Annotated in this window: 15 protein-coding genes; all 15 read left to right on the top strand. The window is 71.3% G+C overall.

Features of this window, described 5'->3' with window-relative positions:
* The 15 genes from F6X51_RS20945 (at position 1) to recN (ending at position 19,150) form a co-directional block, all read left to right on the top strand.
* Positions 1–1,464, top strand: a complete 1,464-nt coding sequence (locus F6X51_RS20945) for a UDP-N-acetylmuramoylalanyl-D-glutamyl-2,6-diaminopimelate--D-alanyl-D-alanine ligase (protein WP_150965633.1) — start codon at positions 1–3, stop codon at positions 1,462–1,464.
* A 106-nt stretch (positions 1,465–1,570) separates the two neighbouring features.
* Complete coding sequence (gene mraY, locus F6X51_RS20940; RefSeq protein ID WP_150965622.1) at positions 1,571–2,656, top strand: phospho-N-acetylmuramoyl-pentapeptide-transferase; 1,086 nt, start codon at positions 1,571–1,573, stop codon at positions 2,654–2,656.
* 163 nt (positions 2,657–2,819) lie between these two features.
* Positions 2,820–4,181, top strand: a complete 1,362-nt coding sequence (gene murD / locus F6X51_RS20935; protein WP_150965621.1) for a UDP-N-acetylmuramoyl-L-alanine--D-glutamate ligase — start codon at positions 2,820–2,822, stop codon at positions 4,179–4,181.
* Between the two features lie 123 nt (positions 4,182–4,304).
* Positions 4,305–5,471: an FtsW/RodA/SpoVE family cell cycle protein gene (locus tag F6X51_RS20930; protein WP_150965620.1), complete on the top strand. Its 1,167-nt coding sequence runs from the start codon at positions 4,305–4,307 to the stop codon at positions 5,469–5,471.
* The gene (locus F6X51_RS20925; protein WP_150965619.1) at positions 5,468–6,577 is read left to right on the top strand and encodes a UDP-N-acetylglucosamine--N-acetylmuramyl-(pentapeptide) pyrophosphoryl-undecaprenol N-acetylglucosamine transferase; all 1,110 of its coding nucleotides are present in this window, start codon (positions 5,468–5,470) and stop codon (positions 6,575–6,577) included. Before F6X51_RS20930 ends, F6X51_RS20925 begins: the two co-directional genes overlap by 4 nt.
* 49 nt (positions 6,578–6,626) lie before the next feature.
* Positions 6,627–8,033: a UDP-N-acetylmuramate--L-alanine ligase gene (gene murC, locus F6X51_RS20920; protein ID WP_150965618.1), complete on the top strand. Its 1,407-nt coding sequence runs from the start codon at positions 6,627–6,629 to the stop codon at positions 8,031–8,033.
* Positions 8,030–8,968 carry a UDP-N-acetylmuramate dehydrogenase gene (gene murB / locus F6X51_RS20915; RefSeq protein WP_150965617.1) on the top strand — a complete coding sequence of 313 codons (939 nt, stop codon included), beginning with the start codon at positions 8,030–8,032 and terminating at the stop codon, positions 8,966–8,968. Before murC ends, murB begins: the two co-directional genes overlap by 4 nt.
* A 25-nt stretch (positions 8,969–8,993) precedes the next feature.
* Positions 8,994–9,227, top strand: coding sequence for an AbrB family transcriptional regulator (locus F6X51_RS20910; protein ID WP_150965616.1), 234 nt, complete (start codon positions 8,994–8,996; stop codon positions 9,225–9,227).
* 378 nt (positions 9,228–9,605) lie between these two features.
* On the top strand, positions 9,606–10,529 hold the full coding sequence (locus F6X51_RS20905) for a D-alanine--D-alanine ligase (protein WP_150965615.1): 924 nt from the start codon (positions 9,606–9,608) through the stop codon (positions 10,527–10,529).
* Positions 10,496–11,437: a cell division protein FtsQ/DivIB gene (locus tag F6X51_RS20900; protein ID WP_150965614.1), complete on the top strand. Its 942-nt coding sequence runs from the start codon at positions 10,496–10,498 to the stop codon at positions 11,435–11,437. The genes F6X51_RS20905 and F6X51_RS20900 overlap by 34 nt, the downstream gene beginning before the upstream one ends.
* A 62-nt stretch (positions 11,438–11,499) precedes the next feature.
* Positions 11,500–12,822, top strand: a complete 1,323-nt coding sequence (ftsA, locus tag F6X51_RS20895) for a cell division protein FtsA (RefSeq protein ID WP_150965613.1) — start codon at positions 11,500–11,502, stop codon at positions 12,820–12,822.
* Positions 12,823–12,926: 104 nt separating this feature from the next.
* Positions 12,927–14,714: a cell division protein FtsZ gene (ftsZ, locus tag F6X51_RS20890; protein ID WP_150965612.1), complete on the top strand. Its 1,788-nt coding sequence runs from the start codon at positions 12,927–12,929 to the stop codon at positions 14,712–14,714.
* Positions 14,715–15,175: 461 nt separating this feature from the next.
* Complete coding sequence (lpxC, locus tag F6X51_RS20885; RefSeq protein ID WP_150965611.1) at positions 15,176–16,123, top strand: UDP-3-O-acyl-N-acetylglucosamine deacetylase; 948 nt, start codon at positions 15,176–15,178, stop codon at positions 16,121–16,123.
* 225 nt (positions 16,124–16,348) lie between these two features.
* A complete protein-coding gene (locus tag F6X51_RS20880) occupies positions 16,349–17,227 on the top strand; it encodes an outer membrane protein assembly factor BamD (protein WP_150965610.1) in 879 nt (292 codons plus the stop codon).
* Positions 17,228–17,476: 249 nt separating this feature from the next.
* Positions 17,477–19,150, top strand: a complete 1,674-nt coding sequence (gene recN, locus F6X51_RS20875; protein ID WP_150965609.1) for a DNA repair protein RecN — start codon at positions 17,477–17,479, stop codon at positions 19,148–19,150.
* Positions 19,151–19,220: the final 70 nt, after the last annotated feature.

The raw sequence follows: 19,220 nt of genomic DNA, 5'->3' as shown, positions 1-19,220 counted from the left end.
ATGACCGACACGCCCCTCTGGACCCGCGAAGCCCTCGAGGCGGCGACCGGCGGCCGCCTGCACGGCGCGCCCCGGACCGTGACCGGCGCGTCGATCGACACCCGGACGCTTCAGCCCGGCGACCTGTTCTTCGCGATCCGCGGCGATGCCCGCGACGGCCATGATTTCGTCGATGTCGCCCTCGGGCGCGGGGCCGGGGCCGCCGTCGTGGCCGAGGGACGCGAGACCGAGTTCACGGGCTCCGGCCCGGTGCTGGCCGTGCCCGGCGCGGAGGCCGATCCCGTGCTCGACGCGATGCGCCGCCTCGGCCTCGCCGCCCGCGCCCGCACCGACGCGGCGATCGTCGCCGTGACGGGCTCCGTCGGCAAGACCGGCACCAAGGAGGCCCTGCGCGACGTGCTCTCGGCGCAGGGTGCGACCCACGCCTCGGTCGCGTCCTACAACAACCATTGGGGCGTCCCGCTGACGCTGACGCGCATGCCGGCCGCGAGCCGCTTCGGCGTGTTCGAGATCGGTATGAACCACGCCGCCGAGATCCTGCCGCTCGCCGCGATGGTGCGTCCGGACGTGGCGCTCATCACCACGGTCGAGCCGGTCCATATCGAGCATTTCCGCTCCCTCTCGGCTATCGCCGACGCGAAGGGCGAGATCTTCTCCGGGCTGAAGCCGGGCGGCGTCGCGATCATCAACCGGGACAACCCGAACTATCTGCGCCTCCTCGCGCACGCGCAGGCTTCGCGCGCTGGGCGCGTCGTGACGTTCGGCGAGCATCCGGAAGCGGACGTGCGGGCACATCGCATCGTCCTGCGCCCGGACCTCTCGGTGGTGGATGCGAGCGTGATGGGGATCTCCGTCACCTATCAGCTCGGCATGCCCGGGCGGCACGTGGCCATGAACTCGCTCGGCGTGATGGCGGTCGTCCACGCGCTGGGCGCGGATCTCGCCCAGGCCGCCCTGTCGCTCGCGGCCCTCAAACCGCCGGTCGGGCGCGGTGAGCGCACGATGCTGACGATCAAGGGCGGCGAGGCCTGCCTCGTCGACGAGAGCTACAACGCCAATCCGGCCTCGATCCGCGCGGCACTGGCGACGCTGGCGGGTATCGAGACCGGCCCGCGCGGGCGCCGCGTCGCGGTGCTCGGCGACATGCTGGAATTGGGCGAGGCGGCCGAGCGCCACCATCGCGAGCTGGCCGACGCGATCGCGGCGAACGGCATCGATCAGACCTTCACGGCGGGCGCGCTGATGCGGCACCTGTTCGAGGCCCTGCCCGTCAGCCGGCGCGGCGTCAGCGCCGCGACCTCGGCGGATCTCGTCGAGGCGGTGCTCGGCACCCTGCGCCCGGGCGATGCCGTGATGGTCAAGGGCTCGAACAGCATCCGCATGGGACGCATTGTGGAAGCCCTCAAAGCCCGCTACGCGAGCGACCCAATGCAACGCGAGGCGGCCCTCACGGCCGCTCCGTGACGATCGTCCACGGAGCGCGCGATCGCGGCGCGAACGGACCGGAGGCGTACCGCACCCTTCGTCATCCGAACTCCTGATTTCGTATCTCGCTGCGGTCGAGCCCCGGATGCTGTATCTTCTGTCGGACCTGAGCGGCACGCTCTCGGCCCTCAACGTCTTCCGCTACATCACCTTCCGCACCGGCGGGGCGCTGTTCACGGCGGGCCTGTTCGTGTTCTGGTTCGGACCCTGGATCATCTCGCTCCTGCGCCTGCGCCAGGGCAAGGGCCAGCCGATCCGCGAGGACGGACCGCAGACCCACCTGCTGACCAAGCGCGGCACGCCGACCATGGGCGGGCTGATGATCCTGGCGGGCGCGATCGTGGCGATCCTGTTCTGGGCGAACCCGCGCAACCACTACGTCTGGATAACCCTGACGGTCACGCTCGGGTTCGGCGCGATCGGCTTCTACGACGATTACCTCAAGGTCACGAAGCAGTCCCACAAGGGCTTCTCGGGCAAGTTCCGGCTGGCCCTCGAGGCGATGATCGCCATCGCGGCCTGCACCATGATCGCGGTCTACTCGCCGGCCTCCCTGCAGAACCAGCTCGCCTTCCCGGTCTTCAAGGACGCGCTCCTGAACCTCGGCTGGTTCTACGTGCTGTTCGGCGGGTTCGTCATCGTCGGCGCGGGCAATTCCGTGAACATGACGGACGGCCTCGACGGCCTCGCCATCGTCCCGGTGATGATCGCCTGCGGCACCTTCGGGGTCATCGCCTACCTCGTCGGGAATTCCTTCACGGCGAGCTACCTGCAGGTGAACTACGTGCGCGACACCGGCGAACTCGCCGTGGTCTGCGGCGCGGTGATCGGGGCGGGTCTCGGCTTCCTCTGGTTCAACGCGCCGCCCGCCCAGATCTTCATGGGCGATACCGGCTCGCTCGCCCTCGGCGGCCTCCTCGGCGTCATCGCGGTGGCGACGAAGCACGAGATCGTGCTGGCCATCGTCGGCGGCCTGTTCGTGCTGGAGATGATGTCGGTGATCATCCAGGTCGCCTCCTTCAAGCTCACGGGCAAGCGCGTCTTCCGGATGGCGCCGATCCACCACCACTTCGAGCAGAAGGGCTGGAAGGAGCCGCAGGTCGTGATCCGCTTCTGGATCATCGCCGTGATCCTGGCGCTCGCCGGGTTGGCGACGCTCAAGCTGCGCTGAGGCGCAGCCTCGATCTCCCGCCCGGCCACCGTCATTTCCGGGGTGCAGGCGCGAGGCGGATGCCTCGAAGGAGCTTCCCTTCAGGGTCCGCTGACGCAGGATGCCTTCAGATGAGGTAGAGCGGCGGGAGAAACCCCGAGATCCTGGCATATCCGAGACGCTGATGACCCCTGTCACCACCTTCGCCGGCCGGTCCGTCGCCCTGTTCGGTCTCGGCGGCTCGGGCCTGGCCACGGCGCACAGCCTGAAGGCCGGCGGTGCGTCGATCGTCGCCTGCGACGACAATCCCGACAGCATGGCCAGAGCGGCCGCCCAGGGCATCGACACCGCTGACCTGCGCGAGGCGGAGTGGTCGACCTTCGCTGCCCTGATCCTGGCGCCCGGCGTGCCGCTCACCCACCCCGTCCCGCACTGGACCGTGGAACGGGCGAAGGCGGCCGGCATCGAGATCATCGGCGATATCGAGCTGTTCTGCCGCGAGCGCGCGAAGACCGCGCCCGACGCGCCCTTCGTCGCCATCACGGGCACCAACGGCAAGTCGACCACCACGGCCCTGATCGCCCACGTCCTGGCACAGGCGGGCCGTGACGTGCAGATGGGCGGCAACATCGGCACCGCGATCCTGTCGCTGGAGCCGCCCGGCGCCGAGCGCGTGCACGTGATCGAGCTGTCCTCGTTCCAGATCGACCTGACCCCGTCGCTGACGCCGAGCGTCGGCGTCCTCCTCAACATCACGCCGGACCACCTCGACCGGCACGGGGCGATGGAGAGCTACGCCGGCATCAAGGAGCGCCTGGTCCAGGGCTCCGACTTCGCGGTGGTCGGGATCGACGACGGCTTCAGCCGTGCCATCGCCGAGCGCCGCGAAGGTCCGAGCCTGCGCATCCATGTCGGTCCGGGCGCGGCCCCCGTCGGCGGCCTGCTCGTGCGGGATACCGCCATCCTCGACGATGCGGGCACGGAGGTCGCCGACATCTCGGGCATCGGGTCGCTGCGGGGCGCCCATAACGGGCAGAACGCGGCCGTCGCGGTGGCGGTGGTCCGGGCCCTCGGCATCCCCGTCGAGGCGATCCAGGCGGGTCTGCGTTCCTTCCCGGGCCTGCCCCACCGGATGGAGGAGGTCGGCCGGCGCGGCCGCGTGCTCTTCGTCAACGATTCGAAGGCGACGAACGCCGATTCCACCGAGAAGGCGCTCACCGCCTTCCGCGACATCCACTGGATCCTGGGCGGCAAGCCCAAGGAGGGCGGCATCTTCCCCCTCGTGCCGCTCTTCGACCGGATCGCACATGCCTACCTGATCGGGGCTTCCTCGGACGCCTTCGCGGCGACGCTCCAGGGGGCGGTGCCGTTCACCCGCTGCGGGACGCTGGAGGTGGCGACCCGCGCGGCTGCGGAGGGCGCTGCTGCCTCGGGGGCGCCGGAGCCGGTCGTGCTGCTCTCCCCGGCCTGCGCCTCCTACGACCAGTTCCGGAGCTTCGAGGATCGGGGCAATCAGTTCCGGGAACTGGTGCGGGCGCTGCCCTGAGCACGCCATCCAGCACTCACGATGCGATAACCATAAGAGACCATTTACCATTCCGTCACAGGATCGCGGCCGGCCGTGGATCGCGCGGCCCGAGCCGTCCTGTCACGGAGCACGCGTAATTCCATGATGTCCCGCGCGGAACGCACGCCCCTCACGGATTGGTGGTGGACGGTCGATCGTGGCCTGCTGGCGGCGCTCGGTGCCCTGATGGTGGCGGGTCTGGTCTTCCTGATGGGCGGAGGTCCGCCCGTGGCCGAGCGCATCGGCCTGCCGACCTTCTACTTCCTCAATCGCCAGGCGATGTACCTCGCGCCGACGATCCTCCTGATCGTCGCGGTCTCGTTCCTCAACCTGCGCCATATCCGGCGCCTCGCCCTCGGCACCTGGCTCGTCGGCGTGGCGCTCTGCATCCTGGCCGGCAAGTTCGGCCCCGAGATCAAGGGCGCCCATCGCTGGATCCAGTTCGGATCCTTCGGCCTGCAGCCCTCGGAATTCGTGAAGCCCGCCTTCGTGGTCGTGGCCGCCTGGGCCTTCTCGGAGGGCGCGCAGCGGCGCGACATGCCGGGGGGCTTCCTGGCGATCCTGCTCCTGCCCGTCACCATCGTGCCGCTGATCCTCCAGCCCGATTTCGGGCAGACCATGCTGATCACCATCGTCTGGTGCTCGCTGTTCTTCGTGGCCGGCCTGCACTGGTTCTGGGTGGCGGGCCTCGGCGTCAGCGGCCTCGTCGGGGTGTTCGCCGCCTACACCTTCCTGCACCACGTGCGCGAGCGCATCACCCGCTTCCTCGACCGGGATTCGGGCGACAGCTTCCAGGAATTCTGGTCGCGCGAATCCTTCCGCTCGGGGAGCTGGTTCGGCACCGGCCCGGGCGAGGGGGTGGCCAAGCGCCACCTCCCCGACGCACATACGGACTTCATCTTCTCCGTCACCGGCGAGGAGTTCGGCGTGCTCGTCTGTCTCGGCCTCGTGGCCCTGTTCGTCTACATCGTGATGCGCGGCCTCAAGCTCGCGCGGCGCACCGACGACACCTTCTCGCGGCTGGCGATCACCGGGCTCACCACCCTGTTCGGCCTGCAGGCCTGCATCAACATGGCGGTGAACACCCAGCTCATGCCCGCCAAGGGCATGACGCTGCCCTTCGTCTCGTACGGCGGATCCTCGCTGATCTCGCTGGCGCTGGGCATGGGCTTCCTGATCGCGCTGACCCGCAAGCGGCCCCGCGTCACCATGTTGAGCCAGAAGCCGCCGGGCACCGCGCCCGCCACCGTCGCCGGAGTGATGCGGTGACGGTGTTCCAGGCGACCATCCTCCTCTGCGCCGGCGGCACCGGGGGGCATCTCTTCCCGGCCGAGAGCTTGGCCCACGCGCTGCGCGCCCGCGGCGTGCGGGTGGTCCTCGCCACCGACGCGCGGGTCGATTCGATCGCCGGCGAGTTCCCGGCCTCCGAGATCGTCACCATCACGTCGGCGACGCCGTCCGGCCGCTCGCCCCTGCGGCGCGCGGGCGCGATCTTCACCCTCGGGCGCGGCTTCGGCGCGGCGGCGCGCGAGATCCGGCGCATCAACCCGGCGGCCATCGTGGGCTTCGGCGGCTACCCGACCGTGCCGCCGGTGCTGGCCGGGCAATTGCTGCGCGTGCCCACGATCCTGCACGAGCAGAACGCCGTGATGGGCCGCGCCAACGCCTTCCTGGCGCGGGGCGCCCGCACCATCGCGACCGGGTTCGCCGCCGTGCGCGGGGTGCCCGACAAGGCCAGGGCCCCGCGCATCCACACCGGCAACCCCCTGCGCCCCGCGGTGCTCGAGGCGGCCGGGACGCCCTTTCCGCCCCTCGGTCCCGAGGACGGCCTGCACCTCCTCGTCTTCGGCGGCAGCCAGGGCGCGCGGGTGATGGGCGAGGTGGTGCCGCGGGCCATCGCGCAATTGCCGGCCGACATCCGGGCGCGGCTGAGCCTCGTGCAGCAGGCCCGCCCCGAGGACCTGACCGCCGTCCAGAACGACTACCTCGCCATGGGCCTGCGCAGCATCGAGGCGGCGCCCTTCTTCCGCGACCTGCCGGGCCGGATGGCGCGCAGCCACCTGGTGGTCTCGCGCTCGGGGGCCTCGACGGTGTCGGAACTCGCGGCGATCGGCCGGCCCGCGATCCTGGTGCCGCTCCCCGGCGCCCTCGATCAGGACCAGGCGGCCAACGCCGCGACCCTCGCGGGAATCGGCGCCGCGCTGAGCCTCGCCCAGTCGGGCTTCACGCCGGATCGCCTCACGGCCGAGCTCCTCGACCTCTTCGGAAACCCCGAAAAATTGACCCGGGCGGCCGCAGCGGCCAAAAGCGCGGGCATTCACGATGCCGCCGAGCGGCTCGCCGACGTCGTCATCGAGACGGCCGCCCGCACCTGATTTCCGGGGTCCCGCGCCGGCGCGACCCCGAAACGGAACGGAACAAATCATGAAGCTTCCCGATCAGCTCGGTCCCATCCACTTCATCGGAATCGGCGGGATCGGCATGTCCGGCATCGCCGAGGTAATGAACAATCTCGGCTACACGGTTCAGGGGTCGGACGCGAACGACAACGCCAATGTCCGCCGCCTCGCCGAGAAGGGCATGCGGACCTTCGTGGGCCACGCCGCCGAGAACGTCGAGGAGGCGGCCCTCGTGGTGGTTTCGACCGCGATCCGGCGGGACAATCCCGAGTTGCAGGCCGCCCGCGAGCGCCGGCTGCCGGTGGTGCGCCGGGCCGAGATGCTGGCCGAGCTGATGCGCTTCAAGTCCTGCGTCGCGATCGCGGGCACGCACGGCAAGACCACCACCACCTCGCTGGTGGCGACGCTGCTCGACGCCGGCAACCTCGACCCGACGGTGATCAACGGCGGCATCATCAACGCCTACGGCACCAACGCCCGCATGGGCGAGGGCGAGTGGATGGTGGTGGAGGCCGACGAATCGGACGGCACCTTCCTGAAGCTCCCGGCCGACGTGGCGATCGTCACCAACATCGACCCGGAGCATCTCGACCATTTCGGCAGTTTCGACGCGGTCAAGGACGCCTTCCGGCGCTTCATCGACAACATCCCGTTCTACGGCTTCGCCGTGATGTGCATCGACCACCCGATCGTGCAGGACCTCGTCGGGCACATCGAGGACCGGCGCATCATCACCTACGGCGAGAACCCGCAGGCCGATGTGCGCCTGATCGACGTGGACCTGCGCGGCGGCCAGAGCCGCTTCCGGGTGATGATCCGCGACCGGCGCCCCGGCTTCCGCATGGAGATGGAGGACCTCGTCCTGCCCATGCCCGGCAAGCACAACGCCCTGAACGCCACCGCCGCGCTCGCGGTGGCGCACGAGCTCGGCGTCTCCCCGGAGGCGATCCGCAAGGCGCTGGCGGGCTTCGGCGGCGTCAAGCGCCGCTTCACCCGCACGGGCGCGTGGAACGGCGCCGAGATCTTCGACGATTACGGGCACCACCCGGTGGAGATCAAGGCGGTGCTCAAGGCCGCCCGGGCCTCGACGGAGGGCAACGTCGTGGCGATCGTGCAGCCGCACCGCTACACCCGGCTGCAATCGCTGTTCGATGATTTCTGCACCTGCTTCAACGATGCCGACACGGTGATCGTCGCCCCCGTCTACGCGGCGGGCGAGGCGCCGATCGAGGGCATCGACCGCGACAACCTGGTGGCGGGCCTGAAGTCCCGCGGCCACCGCAACGCCATCGCGCTGGAGCGATCGGAGGATCTCGCCGGCATCGTGGCCGGCCTGGCCCAGCCCGGCGACTACGTCGTCTGCCTCGGCGCCGGCAACATCACGCAATGGGCCTACGCCCTGCCGAGCGAACTCGCGGCGCTGAAGGGATGAGCGCCTTCCCGGACATCACGCCGGCCCTGCGGGCCGCCGCCCCGGAGCTGCGCGGGCGCCTGATCGCGAATCAGCCGCTCGCCGACCTCACCTGGTTCCGCGTCGGCGGGCCGGCGCAGGCGCTGTTCACGCCGGCCGACGAGGCGGACCTCGCCCATCTCCTGGCCGGGCTCGACCCGGAGGTCCCCGTCACGGTGATCGGCCTCGGCTCGAACCTGATCGTGCGCGACGGCGGCGTGCCGGGCGTGGTGGTCCGGCTCGGCGGCAAGGCCTTCGGCTCGGTCGAGGCCGACGGGGAGACGCTCCGGGCCGGCACGGCCGTGCCGGACATGCGCCTGGCCAAGGCCGCGGCCGCGGCCGGCCTCGACGGGCTCGCCTTCTTCCGCGGCATCCCGGGCTCGGTGGGGGGCGCCCTGCGCATGAATGCCGGCGCCCACGGGGGCGAGACCACCGACGTGCTGGTCGAGGCGCGCGGCGTCGACCGGAGCGGCCGGCTCCGCAGCCTCAGCCACGCCGAGATGGGCTTCCGCTACCGCCATTCCGCGGCGCCCGACGACGTGATCTTCACCTCCGCGTTGTTCCGGGGGCGCCCGGGCGAGCGCGCGGCGATCGAGGCCGAGATGGAGCGGGTCACGGCGGCGCGGGAGGCCGCCCAGCCGATCCGCGAGCGCACCGGCGGCTCGACCTTCAAGAACCCGGAGGGCGGGAAGGCCTGGCAGCTCGTCGACGCGGCCGGCTGCCGCGGCCTGACGATCGGCGGCGCCCAGGTCTCCGAGATGCACTGCAACTTCCTGATCAACCGCGGCGGCGCCACCGCGGCGGAGATCGAGGGCCTCGGCGAGGCGGTGCGCCGGCGCGTGCGCGAGACCTCTGGCGTCGAGCTGCACTGGGAGATCAAGCGGATCGGGATCGACGCGGACATCGTAAATCGGTAAGGCGCGTCGAACGGGAGATGACGTCATGGACGACCGCTCCGTGCGGATTGCCTGCGCGCAGGGTTCCGCGAAGAGCCGGACGGTGCGGCCCTCCGCGGTGCGCGAGCGCCTGGGTCACCCTCCGGGCGACCGATCGCGCGCCGTCCCGATTCCGGAGGGCATCCGGATCGAGACGGCGCCCCGGGATGTCGACGACCCCTTCGCGGCCTCGACCGATTGGAACGGCGCGATCGACGACGAGGATGATGCCGATCTCTGAGCCCGAGGGCATCCCGCCCGGCACGATCGTCGTGCCCTTCCCCCGCACCGACCGGCTCGCCGAGAAGCGGCGTCCAGCCCTCGCCCTAGCCGGAGACGACGTGGCGCGGGCCGGCTTCGGCCGGATCGCCCTGATCACGAGCGCGCGCGACGAATCGATGCCGGGCGATCGTCCGATCGCGGATCACCCCGCACCGGCCTCGCCATCGCCTCCGTCCCGCGCCCGCCGACGCTCGCCACGATCGGGACGTCGCGAATCGTCCGCCGCGCCGGCGCCCCGTCGGCCGACGGGACCGGCCGAACCCTCGAGCGTGCCCGCGTCATGATCGGCCGTGCCTGAGCCACGCCACCCCCATCCGTCCGACCGGAGTCCCCACCCATGTCCAAGCACGTCGCCGTCCTGATGGGGGGCTGGTCGTCCGAGCGGAGCGTGTCGCTGAATTCCGGCATCGCCTGCGCCCGCGCCCTGGAGGGCCGGGGCTACCGCGTCACCCCGGTCGATGTCGGGCCCGACATCGCGACCGTGCTCACGGCGCTGCGCCCCGAGGTCGCCTTCAACGCCCTGCACGGCCCCGCGGGGGAGGACGGCACGATCCAGGGCCTGCTCGAGCTCCTGAAGATCCCCTACACCCATTCGGGCGTGCTCGCCTCGGCGCTGGCGATGCACAAGGAGCGTGCCAAAACGATCATGAAGGCGGCCGGCGTGAGCGTGCCGGAGGGCCGCGTCGTTAACCGTCATGATGCGGCCAGGGCACACCCGTTAACCCCTCCGTACGTCGTCAAACCGATCGCGGAAGGCTCCTCGATGGGCGTCATCATCGTGCGCGAGGGCCGCTCGCACCCGCCCCAGGAACTGTCCCGCGAGGACTGGGCCTTCGGCGAGCAAGTGCTTGTGGAGACTTACGTTGCGGGCCGCGAGCTGACCTGCGCGGTGATGGGGGACCGGGCCCTCGGGGTCATCGAGATCAAGCCCGCCTCAGGGGAGTGGTACGACTTCGACGCCAAGTACGCCGAGGGGGGGTCGATCCACGTGCTCCCGGCAGAAATTAAACCAAATGTTTACCAGCATGTCCAAGAGTTGTCGTTAACGGCGCATCAAGCACTGGGCTGCCGGGGCGTCAGCCGTGCCGATCTTCGCTACGACGATACACCGGGGGGAACCGGTGCCCTCGTCGTGCTGGAGGTCAACACGCAACCCGGCATGACCCAGACGAGCCTTGTGCCTGAGATCGCGGCCCACGCTGGCTTGAGTTTCGGTGAGCTCGTTCAATGGATGGTGGAGGACGCAACGCTGGGTCGCTGACCCCCGCCGGACATCCCGGCGGCGAGGGCCCCCGCGCGGGCCTTCTGGCCCGGCTGCCGCGCTTCCTCCGGCGCGGCGCCCCGCGGCGCCTGCGGCCCGCCCTGCCGATCGCCGAGCGCATGCCGCGGCATGTCGGCGTGATGGCGGTCTCGGCCACCTTCGCGGCCCTCGCCATGACGGGCTTCGTCGCCAGCGGCCGCTACGACGCCTTCGTGGTCGAGCAGGGCCGCCCCCTCGACATCCTGGCGCGCCTCGCCGGCTTCGGCGTCGAGCGCGTCACCATCTCGGGCATCTCGCGCATGTATGAGCGGGAGGTGCTCGCCGCCGCCGGCATCGACTGGCGCTCCTCCGTCCCCTTCCTCGACGTCACCGCGGTGCGCGAGCGCCTGATCCGGGTGCCGCTGATCGCCAGCGCCTCCGTGCGCAAGCTCTACCCGAACGAGATCGTCATCAACCAGGTCGAGCGCGAGCCCGCCGCCCTCTGGCAGAGGAACGGCGAGATCAGCGTCATCGCCGCCGACGGCACCGTGATCGACACCATGCGGGACGACCGCTACGCCAGCCTGCCCCTCGTGGTCGGCGACGACGCCAACACCCGGCTCAGCGAGTATCTCGGGCTCGTCGCCGCCGCGGGCGCCCTCGGGGACCGGATCCGCGCCGGGACCTACGTCTCGGGCCGGCGCTGGACCCTGAAGCTCGACGGCGTCGACATCCGCCTGCCGGAGACCGGCAGCGCCGAGGCGCTGGCCCGCCTGGTCAGGCTCGAGCGCGACGCCAGGATCCTCGAGAAGGACGTCATCGCCGTGGACCTGCGCATGCCCGACCGGGTGGTCGTGCGCCTGACCGAGGAGGCGGCCGCGGCCCGCGCCGAGAGTCAGAAGAAGTCGAAGAAGGGGACCGCGACATGAGCCGCCCGACGCGCCTCTCCGCCCGCCCGTCCGTCCCCGAACTTTTCCCCCGGTAGCGTTCGATGCACAGCCACCACGGCCTCACGCCGAGACTGAAGCCGCTCTCCGCCCGGCGGAGCACGACGCTGTCGGTCCTCGACATCGGCACCAGCAAGGTCGTCTGCCTCATCGCCGAGCTGCAGCCGGCCGAGGCGCTCTCGACCCTGCGGGGGCGCACGCATCTCGCCCGCATCATCGGCATCGGCCACCAGCGCTCCCTCGGGCTGAAGGGCGGCGCCATCGTCGACCTCGAAGCCGCCGAGGGGGCGATCCGCCAGGCGGTCCACGCCGCCGAGCGGATGGCCAAGGTCGAGGTGCAGTCGGTCATCGTCAACATGTCGGGCGGGCGCCTCGCCTCGCAGCATTTCGAGGCGCGCGTGAACGTGCGCACCGGCACCGTCACGGGCTCCGACGTCGAGCGGGTCCTCGAGACCGCGAGCGCCCACGGGGTCAGCCCCGGCCGCGCCGTGCTCCACGCCCTGCCGACTGGCTACGCGCTGGACGGCCAGGGCGCGGTGATCGACCCCTCGGGGATGATCGGCGACGCCCTCGGGGTCGACCTGCACGTGGTCACCAGCGAGGCGGCCGCCGCCCGCAACCTGATGCTGGCGGTGGAGCATTGCCACCTCGGCGTCGAGGCGGTGATCGCCACGCCCTACGCGGCCGGGCTCTCGGCCCTCGTCGACGACGAGGCGGAGATGGGCGTCGCCGTGGTCGACATGGGCGGCGGCACGACGAGCGTCGGCGTCTTCTCGGGTGGCCACCTCGTGCATGTCGACGCCATCGCGGTGGGGGGCCACCACGTCACGATGGACATCGCCCGCGGCCTCTCGACCCGGGTCGCCGCGGCCGAGCGGCTCAAGACCCTCTACGGCTCGGCGATCGCCACGGCCTCCGACGAGCGCGACATGATCGCGGTCCACGGGGTCGGCGAGGACGAGGGCGACGCGCCCACCCACGTGCCGCGCTCGCAGCTCGTGCGCATCATCCGCCCCCGCGTCGAGGAGGTGATCGAGCTGGTCCGCGACCGCCTGCGCAATGCGGGCTTCGCGGCCCAGGCGGGGCGCCGGGTGGTGCTCACGGGCGGCGCCAGCCAGCTCGTCGGCCTGCCCGAGGTCACCCGCCGGGTGATGCAGGGACAGGTCCGGATCGGCCGCCCGCTCGGCATCCGGGGCCTGCCCGAGGCCGCCAAGGGCCCGGCCTTCTCGGCCTCGGTCGGGCTGCTGGTCTACCCGCAGGTCGCGCATGCGGAGCATTTCGAGCCGCGGGGGCAGGGCGCCTTCGCGGGCACTGGAACGGACGGTTACTTCTCGCGCGTCGGTCGTTGGATTCGCGAGAGTTTCTAGAGAGTTAGGCGCGGTCGCCCCCGGGCGTCCGCGCAAATCGCAGACATCGGCGCCGGCTTCTGGACGCCAGACACAAACCCGAAAGTCACGAGAGGCTCGACACCATGGCCATTTCTCTGCAGGCGCCGGACATCCGGGAACTGAAGCCCCGCATCACCGTCTTCGGTGTCGGCGGAGCCGGCGGCAACGCCGTCAACAACATGATCGAGTCGGGGCTCCTCGGCTGCGAGTTCGTGGTGGCCAACACCGACGCGCAGGCGCTGACCTCCTCGAAGGCCGAGCGCGTGATCCAGATGGGTCTCGGCGTGACGCAGGGACTCGGCGCCGGCTCGCATCCCGAGGTCGGCTCGGCGGCGGCCGAGGAGGTCATCGACGAGATCCGCGACCAGCTCTCGGGCGCCCACATGTGCTTCATCACCGCCGGCATGGGCGGCGGCACCGGCACCGGCGCGGCCCCCGTCATCGCCCGCGCGGCCCGCGACATGGGCATCCTGACGGTCGGCGTCGTGACGAAGCCGTTCCAGTTCGAGGGTGTGCGCCGGATGCGCACCGCCGAGGCCGGCATCCAGGAGCTGCAGGCCTCCGTCGACACCCTGATCGTGATCCCGAACCAGAACCTGTTCCGGGTCGCCAACGAGAAGACCACCTTCGCGGACGCCTTCGCGATGGCCGACCAGGTGCTCTACTCGGGCGTCGCCTGCATCACCGACCTGATGGTCAAGGAAGGCCTGATCAACCTCGACTTCGCCGACGTCCGGGCGATCATGCGCGGCATGGGCAAGGCCATGATGGGCACCGGCGAGGCGAGCGGAGAGAAGCGCGCCAACCGCGCCGCCGAGGCCGCCATCGCCAACCCGCTCCTCGACGACGTCTCGATGAAGGGCGCGCGCGGCCTGCTGATCTCGATCACGGGCGGCAACGACCTGACCCTCTACGAGCTCGACGAGGCCGCCACCCGCATCCGCGAGGAGGTCGATTCGGACGCCAACATCATCCTGGGCGCCACCTTCGACGAGAGCCTCGACGGCATCATCCGCGTCTCGGTCGTCGCCACCGGCATCGAGCCGGCGCTGATCTCCGCGAACTCGCCGAACAACCCGGCCATCGCCGAGACCGAGCAGCGCATCGCCGAGGTCGCCGAGCGCCTGCGGGCCGAGGCCCGCGCCCGCGCCTCTTACCCGGCCCCCGCCGCCCGGGCCCCCGAGCCCGCCCCGATGCCGCAGGCCCTGGCGCCCGCGCCCCAGCCCCCGGTCCGCCAGGCGGCCCCTGAGGCGATGGGCGCGCACGAGATGCGCCACGATGTCCGCCACGACCTGCGGATGGAGCCCCAAGCCCCGGTGGTGCGCGACGACGTCGTCCTGACCCAGTCGCAGCCCCGCGTCGCGATGCCCTACGCCGCCCCGCCCGCGCCGCAGCCCGAGCCCGCCCAGCCCCTGAACGCCGGCCCGTTCGTGCCGCCGCGCCCGGCGGCCCCGGCCTCCGCCCCGCTCGCCCGCGCCCCGCGCATGCCGCAGATCCACGAGCTGCCCCCGATCGGGCAGGCCCAGATCCGCGCCAGCCGCGGCGAGGAGCCCGCCGAGGCGCCGGCCGATTCGAAGCGCATGACCCTGCTGCGCCGCCTCGCCACCGTCGGCTTCGGCGGCCGCCGCGAGGAGCCGGAGGCCGCCCCCGTGCCGGCGCCGGCCCGGGCCCCCGCGCCCCAGCAGCACGCCCTGCCGCCGGCCCCGGCCGCGCCGGACTACGCCAAGCGCGCCCCGGCGCCCCCGGCGCCGCAGGGCTACCGCCCGGCCCAGGGCAACCTCGACGCCCAGGGCCGCCTGGCGCCGCAGCCGCGCATGATGGACGACGATCAGCTTGAGATCCCGGCCTTCCTGCGCCGCCAGGCCAACTGACGCCCGGGTCCCGAAGGCCGGGCCGGAGCGGCCCCCGCGGATCCCTCCGCGGGGGCCCTGCCGGGCGCGCCGGCCCGTCACCGATCCTTTGCCGACCCTTCGCCGCGCCGCCCGGAGCGCCGGAGGCCGGCCGGACCGGGGTGGTCCGTTGCCCGTTCAACCACGCGCTTGCGGCTTTTGCGCAACAAACCCGGCGCCGCGAGGGGCCGGGTTTAACATGTTGTTAAAACATTGAGCAAAAAGCGCTTTCGGATTCGTGCTCGGAAAGCGTGTCTGTAACACAGCGTAAGAATCCGTGATTTGGCCGGGCTTTTGAGCGCAGCTATACAAATTTCCGGAACGAGAAAGCGCGGCGGTTTCGCCGTCAGCGCGCGCAGGGGCTTCAAGCAGCGGACGGATCTGAAGGGCAGGGCACATCGCCTGGTGCGGTGTGCTGCCTGATCGCGGCCGAGGGCTAAGGAATGCGAACGAACCAACAGATTACCCTCAAGGGCCCGGCCGCCTTGCGCGGCATCGGCGTCCATTCCGGGAACCCGGTCGAGATCACGATCCGCCCCGCCCCCGCCAACCACGGTGTCGCCTTCCTCCGCACCGGGATGCCCACCGGCAACGACCGGCTCATCAAAGCCCACCACGCCTGCGTCTCCGCTACCGAACTCTGCACCGTCATCGGCGACGTCGCCTCCGGGGCCGTCGCCACCATCGAGCACCTGATGTCCGCCCTCTACGGGCTCGGTGTCGACAACGCCCGCGTGGAGATCGACGGGCCCGAGATGCCCATCCTCGACGGCAGCGCGCGTCCCTTCGTCGAGGCGATCGACGCGGTCGGCCTCGCCCAGTGCGGCGCCCCGCGCCGCTGGATCAAGGTGCTCCGCCCCGTCCGGATCGAGGTCGACCGGGCCTTCGCCGAGCTCCGCCCCATCGACCGGGGCTTCCGCCTCGACGTCGAGATCGATTTCGAGAGCCCGGTGATCGGCCGCAGCCGCAAGGCCATGGACCTCACCCCCGCCGCCTACCGCCGCGAGATCGCGGGCGCCCGCACCTTCGGGATGATGAAGGACGTGGAGCGCTACTGGAAGGCGGGCTTCGCCCTCGGCGCCTCCCTGGAGAACACCGTGGCGGTCGGCGAGACCGCGGTGGTGAACCCGGAAGGCCTGCGCTTCGCGGACGAGTTCGTCCGCCACAAGTTCCTCGACGCGGTCGGCGACCTCGCGCTCGCCGGCCTGCCCCTCCAGGGCGCCTACCGCTCCTATTGCGGCGGCCACCGGATGAATGTCGGCGTGCTGACCGCGCTGTTCTCGGACCGCGCCAACTACGCGATCATCGAGGCCCAGGGCAGCCGCCGCGAGAGCGCCCTCGCCGAGTTCGGCGTCGGCCTCGGGATCGCCGCCTTCGCGGGCGACCTGTAGCCCGCAAGCCACACCCGGCCTGCGATCGCCAGCGCCCCGCGACCGCCGTTTTCGCGCCCGAATTGCACGTCACGGTGAATCGTCTGTGAAGAGCGGCACCGTCGCGGAGGACCAGGGCCTTCGCGCCGTGGCAGGATGCCCACCGCTTCGAATGACATTCGTGATGGCTTGACGGCGCGCGTCTTTGCGACGACATGGCCGCGCCTGTTGGGGAATGGACCGCAAATGCCTGTCACCTATCCGAACCGCGGTGCCCTGGCGGCCGTGCTCCTGACGGCGCTGAGCCTCGGTCTCGGCGGCTGCGACGCCCTCGATTCGATCAATCCCTTCGCCGAGAAGTACAAGCCCGAAGTCATCCCCGATGTCCCGGCGGACAAGCTCTACAGCGAGGGCTTGGCCAAGATGGAGGACAGTGACTACGAGGGCGCGGTCAAGAAGTTCGGCGACCTCGACAAGCAGTACGCCTATTCCGACTGGTCCCGGAAGGCGCTGCTGATGACCGCCTACGCGAATTACGAGGGCCAGAAGTACGACGACGCCATCAACGCCTCGAAGCGCTACCTGCAGCGCCATCCGGCGAGCAAGGATGCGGCCTACGCCCAGTACCTGATGGCGATGTCGCAGTACAAGCAGATCCCGGACGTTACCCGCGACCAGGACCGCTCCGAGAAGGCCCTCGTGGCGCTGCAGGAGCTCGTGCAGAAGTACCCGACCTCCGAGTATTCCTCCGACGCCAAGGCCAAGATCCAGATCACCCGCGACCAGCTCGCCGGCAAGGAGATGGAGGTCGGCCGCTTCTACCTGGAGCGCCGCAACTTCCCGGCCGCGATCAACCGCTTCCGCGACGTGATCAGCCGCTACCAGACGACGCGCCACACCGAGGAGGCGCTGGAGCGCCTGGTCGAGGCCTACATGGCGCTCGGCATCGCCCAGGAGGCGCAGAACGCCGCCGCGGTCTTGGGCCACAACTTCCCGGACAGTCCCTGGTACAAGGACGCGCACGCGCTCCTGCAGAACGGCGGCCTCGAGCCCCGCGAGGAGAAGTCCTCCTGGCTCAGCAAGGCGTTCTCGTCGATCACCGGCCGCACCGCCTCCGCGCAGTAGGCGCAAGGGCGGCGCGAGCCTCGCCCCCGGAGCCTCGCCCTCGGAACCTCGCGCCGGGAGCCTCTCGCGCCCCGACGGCCCGGCGACGGACCCACCCGCGGGCGAGGCCGGCCGACGCCGCCTCGCCCGCCTCCCGTTCGGGCGGCGGGCCTTCGCGCGAGGGCCGGCCGGGCGCGATTTCGGGGATGAAGTCCGCGCGACTTCCCCCTACATGACGGCGACCCAGTTCGAAGAGGCCACCGACGCGGCATGCTCGTGCAGCTTGCGATCCGCGACATCGTTCTGATCGACAAGCTCGAGTTGAATTTCCGCGAGGGGCTGAGCGTCCTGACCGGGGAGACCGGCGCGGGCAAGTCGATCCTCCTCGACGCCTTCGCGCTCGCGCTCGGCGGGCGCGGGGACGGACGCCTGGTGCGCCACGGCGAGGGCCAGGGCAGCATCACGGCGGTGTTCGACGCGCCCCTCGACCATCCGGCCCGCCTGATCGCGGCCGAATCCGAGATCGACACCGAGGGCGACCTGATCCTGCGCCGCACGCAGATGGCGGACGGGCGGACCCGGGCCTTCGTCAACGATCAGGCGGTGGGCGTGCAGGTGCTGCGCGCCATCGGGGCGGCGCTCGTCGAGATCCACGGCCAGCACGACGACCGGGCCCTCGCCGATCCCACCACGCACCGCGCCATCCTGGACGCCTTCGGGGGACTGCAGGCCCCGGCCGCGGCGGTGGCCGAGGCCGCCAAGCGCGTGCGCCACGCCCGCACGGCCCTGTCCGAGCAGCGGGCCCGGGTCGAGGCGGCGCGCAAGGAAGCCGACTTCCTGCGCCACGCCGTCGACGAGCTGGAAAGCCTCGATCCGCAGGCCGGCGAGGAGGCGACGCTGGCCGAGCGCCGCACCGTGATGCAGCAGAGCGAGAAGGTCGCGCGCGAGCTGAACGAGGCCCTGGAGGCGGTGGGCGGCCCGAATTCGGGCAGCGCGCATCTCTCGAGCGCGATCCGCAAGCTGGAGCGCCGGGCCACGCAGCTGCCGGCGCTCGTCGATCCCTGCATCGCGGCCCTCGACGCGGCGCTGGTCGCCCTCGACGAGGCCCGCAGCGTCCTCGACGCCGCGGTGTCCGAGACCGAGTTCGACCCGCGCGAGCTCGAGCGGGTCGAGGAGCGCCTGTTCGCCCTGCGCGCCGCCTCCCGCAAGTACGATGTCCCGGCCGACGACCTGGCCGCCCTGCGCGAGCGCTATGTCGGGGATGTCGCGGCGATCGATGCGGGCGAGGAATCCCTCGCCGGCCTCGAGGCGGTGCTGGCCCAGGCGGAGGCCGCCTACGCCAGGGCGGCGGCCAAGCTCAGCGACGGGCGCAAGCGCGCCGCCAAGGCCCTCGACGCCGCCGTGAAGGCGGAGCTGCCGCCGCTGAAGCTCGAGCGCGCCCGCTTCATCACCGAGATCGCCACCGATCCGGATTCCCGCGACGGGGCCGGGATCGACCGGGTCGAGTTCTGGGCGCAGACGAATCCGGGCACCCGCCCGGGGCCGATGATGAAGGTGGCCTCCGGGGGCGAGCTCTCGCGCTTCATGCTGGCGCTCAAGGTCGTGCTGGCCGACAAGGGCTCGGCCCCGACCCTGATCTTCGACGAGATCGACACCGGCGTCGGCGGCGCGGTCGCGGACGCGATCGGGGCCCGCCTCGCGCGCCTCGCCGAGACCGTGCAGGTCGTGGCCGTCACCCATGCCCCCCAGGTCGCGGCCCGCGCCCAGACGCATTTCCTCATCGCCAAGGATCCGGTGAAGGGCAGCGACCGGGTCGCCACCCGCGTCGCCTCCCTCCCCGTCGAGGCGCGGCGCGAGGAGATCGCCCGCATGCTCGCCGGCGCGACGGTCACCGACGAGGCGCGGGCGGCCGCCGCCCGCCTGCTCCAGAGCGCCTCGGCCTGACACGGAATATTAAACTTACCCGGGGATTAAAGGTAACGCTTCGTTAACCATCCGGGCCGAGAGTGATCCG

This window comes from Methylobacterium planeticum, from assembly GCF_008806345.1.
GTDB classification, from domain to species: domain Bacteria; phylum Pseudomonadota; class Alphaproteobacteria; order Rhizobiales; family Beijerinckiaceae; genus Methylobacterium; species Methylobacterium planeticum.
This window is presented reverse-complemented; position numbering and strand designations above follow the sequence as displayed.